This is a genomic window from Acinetobacter sp. ACNIH3 (genome assembly GCF_002918965.1).
In the GTDB taxonomy this organism is placed as follows: Bacteria; Pseudomonadota; Gammaproteobacteria; order Pseudomonadales; family Moraxellaceae; genus Acinetobacter; species Acinetobacter schindleri.
Genome location: NZ_PQLP01000019.1, coordinates 1 through 17466, shown reverse-complemented (window position 1 = coordinate 17466; position 17466 = coordinate 1). Strand labels below are relative to the sequence as shown.

Below are 17466 nucleotides of genomic sequence, written 5' to 3'. Positions count from 1 at the left end.
TCTCCTTAAATGCTCAACTTTTTCAAGTTACGTTTTTTGCCATAGATGATCTGTACAATCGCACGGGTTACAGTAATTGCTGTAAACATCGAGCAGACAATACCAATCATCAGGGTCACGGCAAAGCCTTTGATCGGGCCGGTACCAATCGCGAACAGAATGAACGCCACCAGGAAGGTAGTTAAGTTCGAGTCGAAAATGGTGTTATAGGCTCGGTCATAACCGGCCACAATCGCCTGTTTCGGCGAGGCCCCCCACTTCATTTCTTCCCGTATCCGCTCACAGATCAGGACGTTGGCATCGACCGCCATACCAATGGTAATCACGATACCTGCAATACCTGGCAAGGTGAGGGATGCACCAATCCATGACATGACTGTCAGGATCATCGCCAGGTTAAATACCAGCGCAAAGTTGGCAATCACACCAAACAGACGGAAGAACACGACCATCCAGATCGCCACCAAGATAAAGCCGATTTGGGTAGACAATACACCTTTATCAATGTTTTCCTGACCCAGACTTGGACCAATCACACGTTCTTCAACAAAGTACATTGGCGCGGCCAGTGCACCGGCACGTAACATCAAGGCAAGTTCAGATGCTTCCTGTGGAGAATCCAGACCGGTAATACGGAACTGAGAGCCCAATACCGCCTGAATGGTTGCCGCGTTAATTACCACAGATTCGGTATATGGCGTACGAACTTCAGTTTGCTGACCCGTTGCAGGATCTTCAACATAGCTGATCTTCTGCTTGTTCTCGATGAACAGTACTGCCATACGTTTGCCAACGGCATTACGTGTGGCATCCGACATGAGCTTACCGCCCGCAGCATCGAGGGTAATGTTCACCTCAGCACCACCAGTGTCCTGGCTAAAGCCACTTGAAGCATTTTGAACACGTTCACCCGTCAGAATACGGGTACGGTTCAGCAATAACTGACGACCGCTGTCCAGAGATTCATAAGCAAATGCTTCAGTACCAGGGGGTAATGTACCTGTTACCTGACCCGTATATGGATCGATATATTGATCGTTCAGATCTGAGACCAGACGGAACTCGAGGTTTGCAGTACGGCCAAGGACACGTTTTGCCTCAGCAGTATCCTGGACACCAGGAAGTTCAACCACAATACGGTTACTGCCCTGAGTTTGTACCAGTGCTTCAGCCACACCTAGCTCGTTAATACGGTTACGCAGTGTGGTTAAGTTCTGGTTGACTGCATAGCTTTCGATTTCCTGCTTACGCACATCGGTATAGTTCAGGCGCAGGGTAGATCCGGTATCCGTTGCTACAGCCTGCTGGGTGAACTCATTGTCATTACGGCGCAGAAAGTCCATTACCGCAGAACGATCATCATTATTGGCAAACTGCATGGTAATGGTGTTGTTGCTGAGAGTCAGGCTGTTGAATTTCAGATTGTTATCACGTAATTGACGACGCAGGTCAGTTGCCGATGTTTCCATACGCTGCGCAATCGCCTTGTCCATATCCACTTCTAGCAGGAAGTGAACACCACCACGCAAATCCAGACCCAGCTTCATTGGCTTGGCGCCAATTTTTTGCAGCCATTCTGGTGTTGTTGGTGCAAGGTTCAATGCTACAACATAATCATCGCCCAGGCCGCGACGCAGTGCTTCCTTGGCTTTGAGTTGTGCTTCGCTAGAATCAACACGAAGTAAGGCCGCATTGTTGCTGAAGCTGTTGTCATGAGTTGCAATATTTTCAGTTTTTAATAATTGCTCTGCTCTTTGTACGATGCCCGCATCGATCTGAGTGCCGGCTTTGGCACCCGAAATCTGTACGGCAGGTTCATCTGGATACAAACTAGGCAGGGCATATAATGTACTGATCGCCAGGACAACCAGGATCAGTACATATTTCCATGCTGGGTAACGCATTTGTTTTCTTCTTAAAATTAAAAAGTCGTGCAGGGAGCACGACTTCTTTTGATTAAATGTTATTTAAAGTGCCTTCAGGAAGTACTGAGACCACGCTCGCACGCTGAACTTTTACTTCCACACCACGGTTGAGTTCAACCACAGCAAAGTCACCTTCAATTTTTGTGATTCTGCCCATTAAGCCGCCTGCAAATACCACTTCGCTGCCAACACCCAGACTTTCAATCAGTGCACGATGCTCTTTGGCACGTTTAGATTGAGGACGCCAGATCAGGAAATAGAAGATTGCTACGAATACCGCAATCATCAAAAGGTTCGCCATCAGGCTTGGTTGTTGTGCAGCTTCACCTGCAGCGTGAGCAGTCGAAATAAATAGGCTCATTTACATTTTCCTAAACTAAAAATGGTTAATTAACTGAATGATAATAAATTGACTTGTTCTGCAATTTACCTTGTCTTTTTCTTTAGCGCAAATACTGAAAGATTAATCTTCAGGACAAGGCGGCACTTGCATGCCACGGCGGGCATAAAACTCCTCAACAAATTGCTCGAATGTGCCTTGATCCAGTGCTTCGCGCATCGCTTCAGTCAGGCGCAGGTAATAGCGCAAGTTATGAATCGTACCCAGCATAGAACCTAGCATTTCACCGCATTTCTCCAGGTGAAACAGGTAGGCACGGCTAAAGTTTTGGCAAGTGTAGCAATCGCAGGCTGGATCAAGCGGACTTTGGTCATGACGGTATTTCGCGTTACGGATACGTACTAAACCGCCGGTCACAAAATAATGACCGTTACGTGCATTTCGGGTTGGCATTACGCAGTCGAACATGTCGACACCACGGCGTACTGCTTCCACGATATCTTCCGGTTTGCCGACACCCATCAGATAACGTGGTTTGTCTTCCGGCATTTTCTCTGGAAGATAATCCAGCACCTTGATCATTTCTTCTTTCGGTTCACCAACAGACAGACCACCAATGGCATAACCATCAAAGCCAATTTCAAGCAGGCCTTTTAAGGATTCATCACGCAAATCTTCGTACATACCGCCTTGAATAATCCCGAACAGGGCATTGCGGTTTTTCAGTACGTCGTGATGTTGAGTCTTACAGCGTTTGGCCCAACGTAAAGACAGTTGTAGCGATTTCTGTGCTTCTTCATGCGTTGCCGGATAAGGCGTACATTCGTCAAAAATCATCACGATGTCAGAGTTCAGGGTGTGCTGAATGTCCATCGAGATTTCAGGAGACAGGAATACTTTGGAACCATCAATCGGCGAGCGGAAGGTCACGCCTTCTTCCTTGATTTTACGCATCGCACCGAGGCTGAACACCTGGAAGCCACCAGAATCAGTCAGGATCGGGTTATTCCATTTCATGAACTGATGCAGACCACCATGCTCACGGATGACATCTAGACCTGGACGCAGGTACAGATGGAAGGTATTGCCCAGAATTACCTGAGACTTAATTTCTTTAATGTCACGAGGCAACATGCCTTTTACCGTGCCATAAGTCCCCACCGGCATGAACATTGGGGTTTCAACCACGCCATGCTCAAGCGTTAAAAGGCCACGACGGGCACGGCCCGACTGCGCTAATTTTTCAAACTTCATAGGAGTTCCAAATCAAGGCGAAAAAACAGTTCGCTGATTGTTAATGCTAAAACCGGCTATTTTCCTTGATTCTGACCGTAAACGCCAGCGCTCCATCCAGTCCGGGCTGTTTATTTATGTTGCCTGTATGAATAAAAAATGAAGAATAAGCTTGTGATCTAACGTTCAAACTGGCGGATGCGTTCCTGAATTTCCGCTTGTGTCATGGCACAACTGCCATCAATTTCAGTTGCCATCGCTGCGATATGCTGGATCAGTTTCTGGATATAAAGATTGGTATCGACAAAATGCGGTTCCAGCGTCAGTAAATAGGCCTGATGGGCTACATGTAAATAATCATAAGCTTCTAACTTGACCAGTTGCGCCAGATCAATCAGCAGATCTTTATCGTTCTGGTTTAGCTTAAATGACTTTGACATAGCAGGTTGATTTGCAGGCTGTTTGCTGAACACAAACTGTTGTCTTAATGGACTTTCCTGATTTAGAGAAATAGCTGATTGGAATTCTATTTGTGGCTGTGTTGGCATATGGATAAAAAATACAATCCGGTTTAAGTCCAGGCCATAATCCTGTTCTAAAGCATCACGTGCCTGTTGAAAGAGCTTTAGCAGTACATCCAGTGTATTGGCCTGATCGGTCTTGCTATGTTCCAGCAAAGGGTTGCCGAAACTATGCTGGTTCTTGAAATAGCTGTCCAGCAGTGCACGAAACTGCGTCATACCGTTATTAGAGCTATGGACGGTACGGTAACGCCATTTCGCTGCATTCCAGCGTTCAGTTTCAGACAAATACTGTGCACGATCTTCCTGATCATTAAAAATACTGCGTTCGGTTGATATGGCGAGATAATCCACTCGCAGAAACTCGTCATAGACCAGGGGCTACAGGCATATATTCCGTCGTCACTATAATGATCATAGAGTTGATAAAATTCCTTGATCAGGACTTTCTTTAAGGTATCGAGATGATCTAGCATAGTTTTAATTCTTTATTTTTATTTTGAAGCAAAGTGCCTTATCTGGAATCTCCTGATTCATCGCTAAGGCAGTTGGGTATTTCTTATCATCGCATAAATATACGTCAGGGTTTAAAAATTCGGACGATAGTCAAAACTTTGGGTCACGGCCTGATCGCGGAAGGGACGCACAGCTTTCTTTTGTAGTAGCATGTTATTGATTATATTATGCGGGAAAACCTGAATCTGGTTATTAAACAGTTCAACATTACGATTATAGATACTGATTGCGGCACCGACATTTTCATTCTGTTCTTCAATTTCGTTCATCATTTTCAGATAAATTTCATTGGCTTTCAATTCAGGATAGTTTTCGATCACCACATTCAGGTTATGCATCAGCTCCCGGTTCAGGCTTTCGATCCGTTGTAATTGCCCAATATCGGCATCTTTAATATTCAGGTTCATGATGTTCTGACGCAGTTCAGTCACTTTCTCCAGCGTGCCTTTTTCGAAACTGGAATACTGTTCGACCAAAGGTTGCAGGCCATCTAGAATTTTCAGTTTCTGCCGTTCATAGCTGGCAACATCAGACCATGCCCGAATTGTGGCATTATGATAACGTACGATGCTGTTACGGATCATGATGATGGCAACAATCAGCAGAATCGGGATAATGACAAAAACAACAAATCCCATAAAAGCAGTCCCCCGAGAAAATAATTATTTTAAAAACTGAATCAGGTCAGTTTGCAGCTTTTCCAGTTCTACTAATTTAAACGTTCTCAGATGTCCACGCAATGCAGAAATATCCTGGATATTTTGCTTGCGTTCAGGCGCATTAAAAATGTCATGTGGCCCTAAATAGCACAGCACACGTTGTTGGGGATGAAAAATAAGATCGCCTTCACGGTATTGGAAAAATTGACTTAATCGGAGCACAAAACCCGGGCTGAGCTGTTTGGCCATTTGCATGGGATCTGTGCCATAAAATTTTAAACGCTGATTGGTGCGTATATCACTGCTGTGCCAAGGATGGCGATAAGGTGAGGGGAATGGACGTCTTGATGTGCTAATGGCAAGCCCTTGCACAGAGACATCAAAGACAAATGCACCCCACAAATTTTTGTGTTGTTCAATGAGTTTGACGGTATTGCCATTTTTGTCGATGGTTTTAATTTCATCTACATAGTGGTATTCAAACAACAAGACTTGGTGTTCTTGTCCATTTTCATCTAACCATGTGGTGCTGGCATAACGTGAGATGTCATTGCGTAATGAGCCACGTTCAAACACAGGAAAAAGGCGTTTTAAATTGCCAATAAATTGCCGAGGATTAAGTGGCATTGAAATATGCTGTGGCTGTTGTTGAAAGTGGAGATGATATTTATGCGTCAGCACACGTTCTTCTAAATATTCAATCACATCATTGATGGAGCGCTCTTGCTCATAAATCAGATAGGCCCAAAATAACATGCCAAAACCCAAGGCAAAATTGCATTGCAGCCAGAAATTGTGCGGTGCAATGATAAGGCTGAATACTTGCATCAAGCCAAAGAGTGCCAAGAACCACGGCAGGGTGTTTTCAAACTTTAGAGAAATTGAACCTTGCCATGGATGCAAGCCATTAAGAATGTCCTGATGGCTTTTGGCATCACTCGATAAGTGCCACAGCCGATCGATATTTTTAAACACCACTTCATTTTTCTTACGACGAATATGAATGGAGCGTTGCACTGCATCGATCGGCATAGATGGGTCCTGTAATTATTTGGCCTGATCAATCAGCATGGCATCACCATAGCTGAAGAAGCGGTATTTGCTTTCTACGGCATACTTATAGGCATTTAGAATATTGTCACGATTTGACAACGCTGAGACCAGCATCAGTAGGGTAGATTCAGGCAAATGGAAGTTGGTAATCAAACGATCAACCACTTTAAACTCATAACCTGGATAGATGAAGATTTGGGTATCACCAGTCCAGCCTTTCAGCTCACCACCATTGGCCTGTGCCGCACTTTCAGTCGCGCGAGTCGCTGTTGTGCCGACAGTAATGACTTTATTGCCACGTTCTTTGGTGGCTTTGATCAGTGCCATGGATGCATCAGAGACCTGACACCATTCGCTGTGCATGATGTGATTTTCAATATTGTCGGTACGAACCGGCAAGAACGTACCTGCACCCACATGCAGGGTCACGAACGTTTTTTGAATGCCTTTTTCTTCGAGTTTTTTCAGCAAGTCTTCATCGAAGTGCAAGGAAGCTGTCGGTGCAGCCACACTGGCTAATTTTGTTGGGTCATTGAAAACCGTTTGATAGCGTAAAGTATCAATCTCTTCCGCTTCACGGTTGAAGTAAGGTGGAATAGGCAGGGCGCCGTATTGATCCAGGACATCTAAAATCGGCTGGGAGAATTCCACAACAAACAGATTCTCATGACGGCCTTGAACAGTCACTTTAACTACATCTGGGCCAATAAACAGTTCAGCACCGGCTTTCGGTGTATTGCTGGCTTTAATGTGACAGTGCGCGATGAACTGATCCATCATGCGTTCAACCAGAACTTCAACTGCACCACCTGACGCACGTTTACCTTTCAGGCGGGCTTTCATTACCTTGGTATCGTTCAGAACCAGCAAATCACCTTCATTCAATAAATCCAGAATGTCGGTAAATTGGTGGTCATGATATTGACCTTCAGCATCGAGGTGTAAAAGGCGGGAAGCACTACGTTGTTCAAGCGGATAGCGAGCAATCAGCTCATCGGGGAGATCAAAGCTAAAATCAGAAAGTTGCATGACAAGTTACGGTAATAAAAACTGGGCTTAGTATAAACTTTTTTCCTTTTTAAGGAGGAAATTGCAGCTTTATAGATCAAAAAAATGAGTTTTGTTTTAAAATTAAACAAATGCAGAGAATCTGCGTTGACATCTGATTGAAACCGAGTAATATACCTTTCATCCACTCCCGAGGTGGTGAAATTGGTAGACGCGGTGGACTCAAAATCCACTGTCAGCGATGACGTGTCGGTTCGAGTCCGACCCTCGGGACCAAAATTCTAAAGAGCCCCAAGCATATTCAGTCTTGGGGTTTTTTATTGCCTGATATTTAATTTAACTATTTTAATTCCTTTAATTTCAGTAACTAAAGTGTTAAATGAATTCTTTGCTATAAAAAAATCCCTCTAAATTTAGAGGGATTTTTTTATTTCAAAAGCTTTAGGGTGCAGGATTTGGTGGAACCAGTTTATCCAAATCTTTATCGGACATCTGGTCGAGCTCAGCAATATCAGTTTTGATTTTCCATTGAGATTCATCATCCACCGGATTCGGCAGGCGTGCTTCTAACCAGTCACATACCACATCCGGCGGGAAATCTGCATGATTGCATTGAATCACCCAGCACAGGAAATCCTTCGCTTCACCATTCATATACGGAGGAGGGGATACTGGTAAAAACTGCGTCGGCAGGCGTTCATTCTTGGAAATATAATTCAGAACATGACCGAGTTCCTGTACAGTTTGCCAAGCCAGCGGATGGTCTACATCAATACGAAACTTGAACCACCATGCCTGCTTGCCATCAGATCCATAGCTATCAATCAGGTTTTTTTGAACACTTGGGACTTTACAGAAATATTCATATAAACGATCAAAACTTAAATCGGACACGATGTTGGACTCAAAATTCGGAAAATCAAAGTTTAGCACAAAGCATGCACGCAGCACCTGAGCCGCAGCACAAATGTCTTTTCACTATCGGCTGTAAAACCTTGTGGTATAACTGGATAAATTCATATTTTCTCCGTAAATTCTGTATAAAATATAGGCAAACCTATCAAAGGAAGTTCCTATGAAAATCATCTTGTCCAGCGCCTGTCTAGCTGCACTATTATTTGGAGCTTCTGTCCCAGCTGTAGCAGGAAATAACTGGGCCGGCTATACCAGCAAAGAGACTTATAAACGCCCGCAGCACCCACGCCCACCACAGCAGCATTATCCGCAGCGTCCGCGACCGCCTGCCCATCATTATCCGAATCAGTGGGGCCATCCACCGATTCAAAATGGGGTGAGTATTCGTTATCAGGCACCGACCACCATTTATCAAAACTCGACCAGCTATAGCTGGGTAAATGGCGATCCGAACGTGGCACATATTGAAAGCTCACGTTATGTACTGATCAATGACTGGCGACGTTTGGGTCTGCCTGATCCGCCTACTGGAATGCACTGGATCTATGAAAATGGACGTTATGTCTTGGTGAATAATCGTTAAACCGTCCTAAATGAATGAAGAAATACTTCAGTTATGCCTAAATAACTCAAAAAAAAACAAAATAGCTCCCTCACCGGTAAGGAAATGATTGGGGTGAAATGATTTGAAATAATTGTTTCTCAAATTCTAAATGAGATTGACACGTATACATTAAGTCCCTCTCTCTAACTCTCTCCCAAAGGGAGAGAGGATTCTTTAATATAGTTATGAATAAAACATTTTATGCCAACTCATCATCTTCAGGGCGAGGGGTCTTGCCTTGAGGAACTGGTTTTTCAGTATGTTTGTCTCGGATAATTGATGGATAGTTCCAGGATGCATAACGCACAATTAAAATGGCGAAAGCCAAAATGAGGATAGAACCCGTAATAATCACTTGATCCATACTGGCTTTATGCGTGTGTTGAATATCAGAAATCAAGAGACGTGTCAGCGCAGTAATCGCAATATAAATCAGGAATCGGACTGGCATATGATTGGTTTTAAAATAAATACCTACCATCGCGCCTAATTCCAGATAGATAAATAACAGCAGAATATCATCAATACTGGCAAATTTTTTGACTGTCAAAATGTCGATGACGGTATGACCGGCAGACCAGATCACCATACAGCCAATAATGAACAGGGCGAGATAATGAAAACTTTCTACGGCAAGATTACCGCCGCGGTCGAGGAGGGCTTCTATTTTCTTGGCTTTGGAATTAGGTTTCATCACTATGTCCTCCTGATTAAAAATAAATGATTTATAAATCTTAGGAAATTTTCTGCAAATTTCATGCAAAGAAAATGAAAATATGGAAAATAAAAATGTAAAAAGATGAAAAAGTGTACTTTTTTCATACCAAATTGCTATATTGTAGAAGTTATACATCGAATAATGAGGGAGAAAAAAGATGTTAGAAAAAATCCAAAATAAGATTAATCAATTAGAAACAGGCAAAAAATTAATTCTGGGTACAGGGATTAAAAGTGATGACATGCAGAAAGTATTAGAGTTGTGTGAATCTTTGCAGTCTGAAGGGGAAATCCGAATTGTGAACAAGCATCTGAATCCTAAGGTGGCCAATCAGCCAGATACGATTCTGATCGAAAAAGTTTAAAAGCATAATAAAAAACGCCTGCAATTGCAGGCGTTTTTTATGGCTTAAATATTTTAAGACTGAGTTGTGAAGTATTCTTCAGAGAACTGTGTTAATGCTTCTGAACCTGCTTTGACTTTAGTAATACGCAGTGCCAGTTCAGGCAGAATGCGTTGTACGAAATAACGAGCAAGACCCAGTTTGTTCTGATAGAACTCACCTTGTTTATCTTTCGCAGCATGGGCAATGCGTGCGAACATATAAGAGAAGCTCAACAGGCCTACTGCATGCAGGTAATCTACTGCTGCACCATTCGCATATTCTGGATTTTCTTTCGCAGCTTCAATAATATGCTGGGTTACTGCTTCAACTTCTGCAGCCGCATCAAGGGTCGCATCTTTAATGAAGTTCAGGTCAGCATCCAGTGCATTGGTAAAATCACGGATTTCCTGAATGTATTCAGCAATAAATTCACCATTACATTTAATGGTCTTACGGCCAATCAAGTCTTGTGATTGAACACCGTTAGTCCCTTCGTAAATCTGTGAAATACGCAGGTCACGGATACACTGTTCCATGCCCCATTCACGAATATAACCATGACCACCGAAGACCATTTGTGCATCAAGTGTTGCATTGAAAGCTGTATCAGTCAGATACGCTTTCGCGATTGGTGTTAACAGTGCAACACGATCATTGGCTTTCTTAATTGCTTCTGCATCAGTCGAGAACTTGGTGATGTCAAGCTGTTGACCAACGTACACAGCGAATGCACGAGAGGCTTCATTGTTTGCACGTACATTTAAAAGCATACGACGTACATCGCCATGTACTAGAATGCTGTCTGCTGGTTTGTTTGGAGACTGAACGCCAGAAGCACTACGGCCTTGCAGACGATCTGTCGCATATTGTGCCGCATTTTGGTAAGCGAATTCAGAAGCGCCTAAGCCCTGGATCCCCATAGACAGACGTTCGTAGTTCATCATTACGAACATGGCTGCCAGACCTTCGTTTTCTTTACCTACCAGATAACCTTTGGCACCGTCGAAGTTCATGACACAAGTGGCAGATGCTTTGATCCCCATTTTGTGTTCAATCGAACCTGGACCTACCGGGTTACGTTCGCCCATCGAACCATCTTCATTCACCAGGAATTTAGGCACGATGAACAGGGAAATACCGCGAGAGCCCGCAGGCGCATCCGGTGTTTTTGCCAATACCAGGTGAATAATGTTTTCAGCCAGGTCGTGGTCACCACCAGTAATGAAGATTTTGGTACCGGTAATGCTGTAAGTACCATCACCATTGCGTTCAGCTTTGGTTTTGATAATACCCAGGTCAGTACCCGCATGTGGTTCGGTTAAACACATGGTACCTGACCATTCGCCAGAATAGATTTTTGGCAGGTAAGTTTCTTTTTGCGCTTGAGAACCATAGCTGTTCAATGCCATACCCGCACCGACAGACAGTAATGGATACAGCATGAAAGACGGGTTAGTAGCAAAAAGCATTTCATCTGACAGAACGGTCAGCATTTTTGGCATTTCCTGACCACCCCATTCAGCATCAGCACCAAGGCCAATCCAGCCGCCTTCAGCATATTGTTTGAATGCTTCTTTAAAACCTGCAGGTGTGGTCACAGCGCCATTTTCATATTTCGCGCCTTCTTCATCACCGGTACGGTTCAACGGAAGGGTGACGTTCTGCGCAAATTTAGCCATTTCTTCAAGAATTGCTTCTGCTGTTGCAGCGTCCAAATGGGCTAAATTTTCATTGGCTTGCCAGAATTGTTCGGCATTGAATACATCGTTCAGGATGAATTTCATATCGGCAAGTGGCGCGTTATAAATTGGCATAGTGGGTCACCTGTTTCTTGTTTGAATCGATTGATTTTGAGTCAGTCTAATGCATTAAAAATCTTATTGTTAGACGACTAAAGGTTAATTCTGTAATGCTTTATAAAGAAAAAGGACGCTTTAAAAGTAACCGTCCTTTTCCTTGTTTCTGCATTTAAAATTGTATCAGCTTAGAATGCGAAATGTTCCGCATCCAGGCTCATTAACGGCTCTACACCAGTCGCAATCAGGTCAACGTGTGAACGAACACGTGGCAGGATTTTCTTGAAGTAGAAACGTGCAGTCGTCAGCTTCGCGTTGTAGAAGTCTACGTCTGTAGTACCTGCAGCCAATTGCTCTTGAGCAACCAGTGCCATACGTGCCCATAGGTAAGCAAGCGTTACATAACCAGAGAAGTACAGGTAGTCTACTGCAGCAGCACCCACTTCTTCAGGGTTTTGCATTGCACGCATACCGATCTGCATGGTCAGGTCACCCCATTCCTTGTTCAGTGCAGCCAATGGTTCAACGAACTCTTTCAGACCAGCGTTATCTTTGTTCGCTTCAGCAAACTTGTGGATGATCTTGGTGAAGTCTTTCAACATTGCACCTTGAGTACCCAAAACTTTACGGCCTAACAGGTCAAGCGCCTGGATTTCAGTCGTACCTTCGTACAGGCAGGCAATACGTGTATCACGTACGATTTGCTCCATGCCGTGCTCAGAGATAAAGCCGTGACCACCAAATACCTGTACACCATGTTTCGCAGCTTCTGAACCAGTTTCAGTCAGGAATGCTTTCGCAATTGGCGTCAATAGAGACAGGATGTTGTCAGCAAATTTACGGTCTGCCTCCTCTACACCATGTTCAACTACATCTGCATATTGAGCCAACAGGTAAACCAGTGCACGACCACCTTCAGCAAATGCTTTTTGAGTTAACAGCATATTACGTACTGCTGGGTGAACGATAATCGGGTCTGCTTCTTTGTCAGGTGCTTTAGGGCCAGTTAAAGAACGCATTGCCAAACGGTCTTTCGCATAAGCTAACGCGCCTTGGAAAGAAGACTCAGATGCAGACAAACCTTGTACAGCAGTACCGATACGTGCAGTGTTCATGAAAGTGAACATGCAGTTCAGACCACGGTTTTCAGGTCCAATCAGGAAGCCTTTTGCGTTATCAAAGTTGATGACACACGTTGCATTACCATGGATCCCCATTTTGTGTTCGATCGAACCACAACGTACGCCATTACGCTCACCGATAGAACCGTCAGCATTCAGGTTGAACTTCGGTACAATGAACAGCGAAATACCTTTAGTACCTTTAGGTGCACCCGGTAGACGAGCCAGTACGATATGGATGATGTTTTCAGCCATGTCATGTTCACCAGCAGAGATAAAGATCTTCTCGCCAGAGATTGCATAGCTGCCGTCCGCTTGTGGCTCAGCTTTAGTACGGATAATACCCAGGTCAGAACCTGCATGAGATTCTGTCAGACACATCGTACCTGTCCAGACACCTGATACCAGGTTAGGCAGGTAAGTATCTTTTTGTTCTTGAGAACCATGGTGTTCTAAAGTACGTACAGCACCATGAGAAAGGCCAGGGTACATGCCCCATGCCCAGTTCGCAGTACCGACCATTTCAGAAATGGTAATACCTAAAGAGTTCGGTAAGCCTTGACCGCCATATTGCTCTTCCGCAGAAAGAGAAGGGAAGCCAAGTTCGATGTATTTTTGATACGCTTCTTTGAAGCCTGTTGGAGTCGTTACAACACCGTCGTTCCAGGTACAGCCTTCGCGGTCACCCACCTGGTTTAAAGGAGATAATTCATTTTCACAGAAATCAGCGGCAGCTTCCAGGTACTGGTCTACGAGCTCACGGCTTACGTTATCTTGGAATGCAGGCAGGCTGGCATAATGTTGTTCAACATTTAAAAGCTCATGCAAAACAAATTGCATATCACGTAAGGGCGCTTTGTATTGTGGCATATCGGTTTCCTCAATACTGGTTTATACCAGCGTTATAATCCTGAATTAAATTGAAACGTGCCTTCATTGACACGTATTGACATGGTCTAATCGTGCAACATCTTCCTTGTTGGCACAAGCATTTCAAGGCTATTTCTTGGTGACTGTAAAGTCAAAGATAATTACCCTTGAAATCTTAAGTATATTGAGTGTAAACGTTTTTATAAAAAAATATCTGACACGAATGGTCAAAAACCTGCACACTTAGATAGACTTAGTTCTAACAATCAACACGCATAAAAAAAGACACCCGGAAGTGCCTTTTTTAATAATAAATTTGAAACGTTCAGTTAAGACGCCTTAACGGCTGGTGCTTTAACTGGAGCATTTGGCTGGAAACGGACGTGACACTGACCATTAATGGTTTTTTCACCTATTTTGAGCTGTACAGCTGCGCCATCTTTTTTACCTTGACAGGCCTGAACAGCAGCTTTTTGCTGTGCCTGACGTTGAGCCAGACGCTGGTCAAACTGTTTTACCATTTCCGCACGTTGCGCATCAGTCAGTGCTTCACCACGGTTTAATGCTCCGCGAAAGTCACCACGCATTGGGCGATGTTCACCTTTCATACCACGGAACTCGCTACGCGCAGCTTTCATATCTTTACGGTCTGCTTTGAAAGAGATCTGACAAGTACCGTCTACAGTTTTATCACCGGCTTTCACCTGAATTGCACTGCCAACAGCTTTGTTATCACAGGCCTGTTGCATTTGCTTATGCAGCTGCGCACGTTGTGCACGCATTTGCTTGAACTGTTCACGCTGTTCTGCAGTCAGATGACGACCTATATGATCTTGTTGATGTTTCATCATTTGCGGATGATCTTCACTTGGTGCATGCTTAGTCGATTGACACGCGGTCAATGCCCCCATTGATAACACACTTGCACCCAGGACGATGATTTTTGTCATTGCTTTCATTGTATTTGTCTCCAAGCCACGAGCCTGATCTGTATGTTGCAAAGAATAAACAATAAAGATGAAGAAACAATGAAGAGTTTTTTCAGCTTGTGTTCGCTACAATAATGAATCTAGAGGAAAAACTGAGAATCTGCTTTTGAATATTCGCCGCATTCCGATTGCACTCCGGCTGTTTTTAACAGTGCTGTTTACCACCTTGGTGATTACCACGGTGAGTCTCGGTGTGCTTCATCTCAACATGCAGCGTAATTTCACTCGCTATGTTGCCGATGTGGAAATGCAGAAACTGGATCATGTCATTGAAAACCTGGCCGAAGTCTATGGCGTTTATAATGACTGGGGCAATGCAATTCAGGCTCAGATTCTACAGATCGAAGGTGAGGCAGCGCCGGATGATTATGACCGTCTGTCACGCTGGTGGTTACGTCGTCAGTATGATATTGCCTTACAGCAACGTTATTTTCAGGATCACACCTTAGCCAATGTAGCACCAAGCCTGATGGGCACAGATGCTGAACAACGTACTGTAAATGAGGAAGAACTGCGTGTATTGGCAGCAAATTTACCTTCGCAGTTTCAGCCTTTTGAAGGTTTGAAGTTCCCGCTGAGTTCTAATCAGAACCTGTTTAGAACCGATCGTAAAAATGGCTCGCAGTTAACAACGCAGCCGCAAGCGGGTAAAAAACAGTTTATCCAGATGCCTGACCGTTTGGGTCTGAGTTCACGTTTATCTCTTTATGATGCCAAACGCCGTTTTGTCGTGGGTGAACCTTCCGATGAGCAGATTTCTTATCGCCCGATTATGGTAGACGATAAAATTGTCGGTTACCTGGGGCTAAAACCGGTACTGGATCAGGAAGATGCATTAAGTATCAATTTCTTTAGTAATCAGAAACGTTACCTGTTCCTGGTATATGGCCTTAGTATCCTGACCAGTCTCATCGCTGCACTCCTGTTAGCGACTTATTTCAAAAAGCCGATTCAACGCTTATTGCAAGGTACACGTGAGTTAACCAAAGGCAATTATCAGCATCAGGTTAAAGTTAACCGCAATGATGAGCTGGGTGATTTATCCAATGAGTTAAATCAATTGGCTATCATTCTCAATCAACATGAGACTTCACGTCGCCAATGGGTAGCGGATACCTCACATGAACTGAAAACGCCACTCGCCGTGTTGCAGGCACAGATTGAAGCGATGCAGGATGGAATTCGTAAGCCCACTCCAGAACATTTTGCTTCGATGCTGGCACAGGTGACCAGTCTGAAAAAACTGACTCTAGATTTGGCAGCCCTGGCACAGGCTGATGCCCAGCAATTGCAGATGTATGTCAGTACGATTAATCCATGGGATGTGGTACAGCAGGAATTAATGAACTTCCATCCAAAGTTTGAACAGGCGCAATTAACTGTGACTGCGGAAGGTGAAGGCGCAGACGTAGAGCTAGATCTGGACCGCTTTAAACAGATCGTGGCTAATTTGCTGAGCAACAGTATTCGCTATACTGAAGCGGGTGGACAGGTACATATTCATACTGAACAGAATGACAAAGAATGGACCTTATATGTCGATGACAGTCCGTTTGGTCTGACCGATGAACAGCTGGCCCGAATAGGTGAACGTTTCTATCGTGTAGATGACTCGCGTACCCGTGCCACTGGTGGTACCGGACTGGGTTTGGCATTATCGTGTAAAATTACGCAAGCATTAGGTGGAAGTTTAAGCTTCGATCATTCGCCACTCGGTGGATTACGTTGCAAGCTGACTTTTCCTAAACAAATAAAATCATAAGGAAGTTTATTCATGAAACACATTATGCTGGTTGAAGACGAAGTCGAACTTGCACAATTGGTGCGAGACTATCTAGAAGCTGCTGGTTTTGAAGTCAGCATGTTTCATGATGGACAGGAAGCTTATAACAGTTTCACTCAACGTAAGCCGAGCCTGATGATTCTGGACCTGATGGTGCCACGTATGGATGGCCTGACCATCTGCCGTAAGGTGCGTGAGCAGTCCGATCTACCGATTATTATGGTGACGGCACGTACTGAAGAAATTGACCGTGTACTCGGCCTGAATATGGGTGCAGATGACTACATCTGTAAACCATTTAGTCCGAAGGAACTGGTCGCGCGCGTGCAGGCAGTTCTACGCCGTCTGGATCGCAAGGCCGAACCGGAAAGCAATGATTTGTTCCGTATGGATAAATCGCAACAGCGCATCTGGTATCAACAAAAAGCGCTGAACCTGACCCCAACAGAATTCCGTTTATTAGAACTGTTTTTGGAGCATGTGGGTCAGGTGTATTCACGTGCGCAATTGCTGGATCATATTAACCCGGACAGCTTCGATGTGGCGGACCGTGTGATTGACAGTCATATCAAGAACCTGCGCCGCAAGATTTCCGAGGCTGCTGAAACGGGTAACCGTCATGAGTGGATTCAGGCAGTTTATGGTGTGGGTTATCGTTTTGAATATCCTGAGGACTAACTCTGGTTCAAGGAAAGCACGAAAGCGAATAGATTTTCTCTATTCGCTTTTTTATCCACTAAAGAATACTGTGGTACGTTTTACTATAAAAATAGCGCGATAAAAGCAACTTAAATGGATAACTGAATTGGTGAGGAATAGGAGATCGATATTCGAGCACGTAAAAATTTAATGAAAGAAACCTTCTTAAATAAAAAATAAAAGTTTAAGAACTAATCACTTAAATAGACCTCTTTCATAAATCATTTTTTGCTCAGTTCCAAGTTGTAGATTCCAGCGATTAAATTGAATCTCAAACCAAGCCTTTTACCTCTATTTCGATAACGCTCAGCAAGGATTTTGAAGGTTTTCA

15 protein-coding genes, 1 tRNA gene and 2 pseudogenes are annotated in these 17466 nt (G+C 44.0%); 5 read left to right on the top strand and 13 right to left on the bottom strand.

Translation table 11 applies throughout. The features are described from left to right. Positions 1–5: 5 nt before the first annotated feature. The 7 genes and pseudogenes from secD to queA form a co-directional block, all read right to left on the bottom strand. Positions 6–1904: a protein translocase subunit SecD gene (gene secD / locus C3420_RS09390; protein ID WP_103800335.1), complete on the bottom strand. Its 1899-nt coding sequence runs from the start codon at positions 1902–1904 to the stop codon at positions 6–8. A 52-nt stretch (positions 1905–1956) separates the two neighbouring features. Further along, positions 1957–2286: a preprotein translocase subunit YajC gene (gene yajC / locus C3420_RS09385; RefSeq protein ID WP_004816064.1), complete on the bottom strand. Its 330-nt coding sequence runs from the start codon at positions 2284–2286 to the stop codon at positions 1957–1959. 102 nt (positions 2287–2388) lie between these two features. Beyond that, positions 2389–3519 carry a tRNA guanosine(34) transglycosylase Tgt gene (gene tgt, locus C3420_RS09380; protein WP_103800334.1) on the bottom strand — a complete coding sequence of 377 codons (1131 nt, stop codon included), beginning with the start codon at positions 3517–3519 and terminating at the stop codon, positions 2389–2391. Between the two features lie 158 nt (positions 3520–3677). Continuing rightward, positions 3678–4495, bottom strand: a pseudogene (locus C3420_RS09375) (DUF4303 domain-containing protein). A gap of 111 nt (positions 4496–4606) precedes the next feature. Beyond that, positions 4607–5173, bottom strand: coding sequence for a LemA family protein (locus C3420_RS09370; RefSeq protein ID WP_005223221.1), 567 nt, complete (start codon positions 5171–5173; stop codon positions 4607–4609). A 24-nt stretch (positions 5174–5197) separates the two neighbouring features. Then, a complete protein-coding gene (locus tag C3420_RS09365) occupies positions 5198–6226 on the bottom strand; it encodes a hypothetical protein (protein WP_005223219.1) in 1029 nt (342 codons plus the stop codon). A 15-nt stretch (positions 6227–6241) separates the two neighbouring features. Beyond that, the gene (queA, locus tag C3420_RS09360; RefSeq protein ID WP_103800332.1) at positions 6242–7276 is read right to left on the bottom strand and encodes a tRNA preQ1(34) S-adenosylmethionine ribosyltransferase-isomerase QueA; all 1035 of its coding nucleotides are present in this window, start codon (positions 7274–7276) and stop codon (positions 6242–6244) included. A gap of 168 nt (positions 7277–7444) precedes the next feature. Between queA and C3420_RS09355 the strand changes: the two genes are divergently transcribed. Beyond that, positions 7445–7531 (top strand) — tRNA-Leu (locus C3420_RS09355). Between the two features lie 165 nt (positions 7532–7696). Here the strand turns inward: C3420_RS09355 and C3420_RS09350 are convergent. Beyond that, entirely contained in the window at positions 7697–8149 is a 453-nt protein-coding gene (locus C3420_RS09350; protein WP_008306039.1) for a hypothetical protein, read from the bottom strand. A 181-nt stretch (positions 8150–8330) separates the two neighbouring features. Here C3420_RS09350 and C3420_RS09345 point away from each other — a divergent pair, with 181 nt between their 5' ends. Further along, on the top strand, positions 8331–8753 hold the full coding sequence (locus tag C3420_RS09345) for an RcnB family protein (RefSeq protein WP_103800331.1): 423 nt from the start codon (positions 8331–8333) through the stop codon (positions 8751–8753). 220 nt (positions 8754–8973) lie between these two features. On the opposite strand, the gene C3420_RS09340 is transcribed toward C3420_RS09345, so the two are convergent. Beyond that, positions 8974–9468: a phosphate-starvation-inducible protein PsiE gene (locus tag C3420_RS09340; protein WP_004891463.1), complete on the bottom strand. Its 495-nt coding sequence runs from the start codon at positions 9466–9468 to the stop codon at positions 8974–8976. A 181-nt stretch (positions 9469–9649) separates the two neighbouring features. Between C3420_RS09340 and C3420_RS09335 the strand changes: the two genes are divergently transcribed. Then, complete coding sequence (locus tag C3420_RS09335; RefSeq protein ID WP_004891465.1) at positions 9650–9856, top strand: hypothetical protein; 207 nt, start codon at positions 9650–9652, stop codon at positions 9854–9856. 53 nt (positions 9857–9909) lie between these two features. Here C3420_RS09335 and C3420_RS09330 read toward each other — a convergent pair whose 3' ends face one another. The 3 genes from C3420_RS09330 to C3420_RS09320 all read right to left on the bottom strand — a co-directional run bounded on the left by C3420_RS09330 (position 9910) and on the right by C3420_RS09320 (position 14623). After that, positions 9910–11691 (bottom strand): acyl-CoA dehydrogenase C-terminal domain-containing protein, encoded by a 1782-nt coding sequence (locus tag C3420_RS09330; RefSeq protein WP_008305513.1) that lies wholly within the window; start codon positions 11689–11691, stop codon positions 9910–9912. 170 nt (positions 11692–11861) lie between these two features. Beyond that, positions 11862–13664 carry an acyl-CoA dehydrogenase C-terminal domain-containing protein gene (locus tag C3420_RS09325; protein ID WP_103800330.1) on the bottom strand — a complete coding sequence of 601 codons (1803 nt, stop codon included), beginning with the start codon at positions 13662–13664 and terminating at the stop codon, positions 11862–11864. A 329-nt stretch (positions 13665–13993) separates the two neighbouring features. Next, positions 13994–14623 (bottom strand): hypothetical protein, encoded by a 630-nt coding sequence (locus C3420_RS09320; RefSeq protein WP_008305509.1) that lies wholly within the window; start codon positions 14621–14623, stop codon positions 13994–13996. A 136-nt stretch (positions 14624–14759) separates the two neighbouring features. Here C3420_RS09320 and baeS point away from each other — a divergent pair, with 136 nt between their 5' ends. Beyond that, positions 14760–16415 carry a sensor histidine kinase efflux regulator BaeS gene (gene baeS, locus C3420_RS09315; RefSeq protein WP_008305507.1) on the top strand — a complete coding sequence of 552 codons (1656 nt, stop codon included), beginning with the start codon at positions 14760–14762 and terminating at the stop codon, positions 16413–16415. A 12-nt stretch (positions 16416–16427) separates the two neighbouring features. Further along, the gene (locus tag C3420_RS09310; RefSeq protein ID WP_004891477.1) at positions 16428–17114 is read left to right on the top strand and encodes a response regulator; all 687 of its coding nucleotides are present in this window, start codon (positions 16428–16430) and stop codon (positions 17112–17114) included. A 242-nt stretch (positions 17115–17356) separates the two neighbouring features. Here C3420_RS09310 and C3420_RS09305 read toward each other — a convergent pair. Further along, positions 17357–17466, bottom strand: a pseudogene (locus C3420_RS09305) (IS5/IS1182 family transposase); the annotation flags it as partial.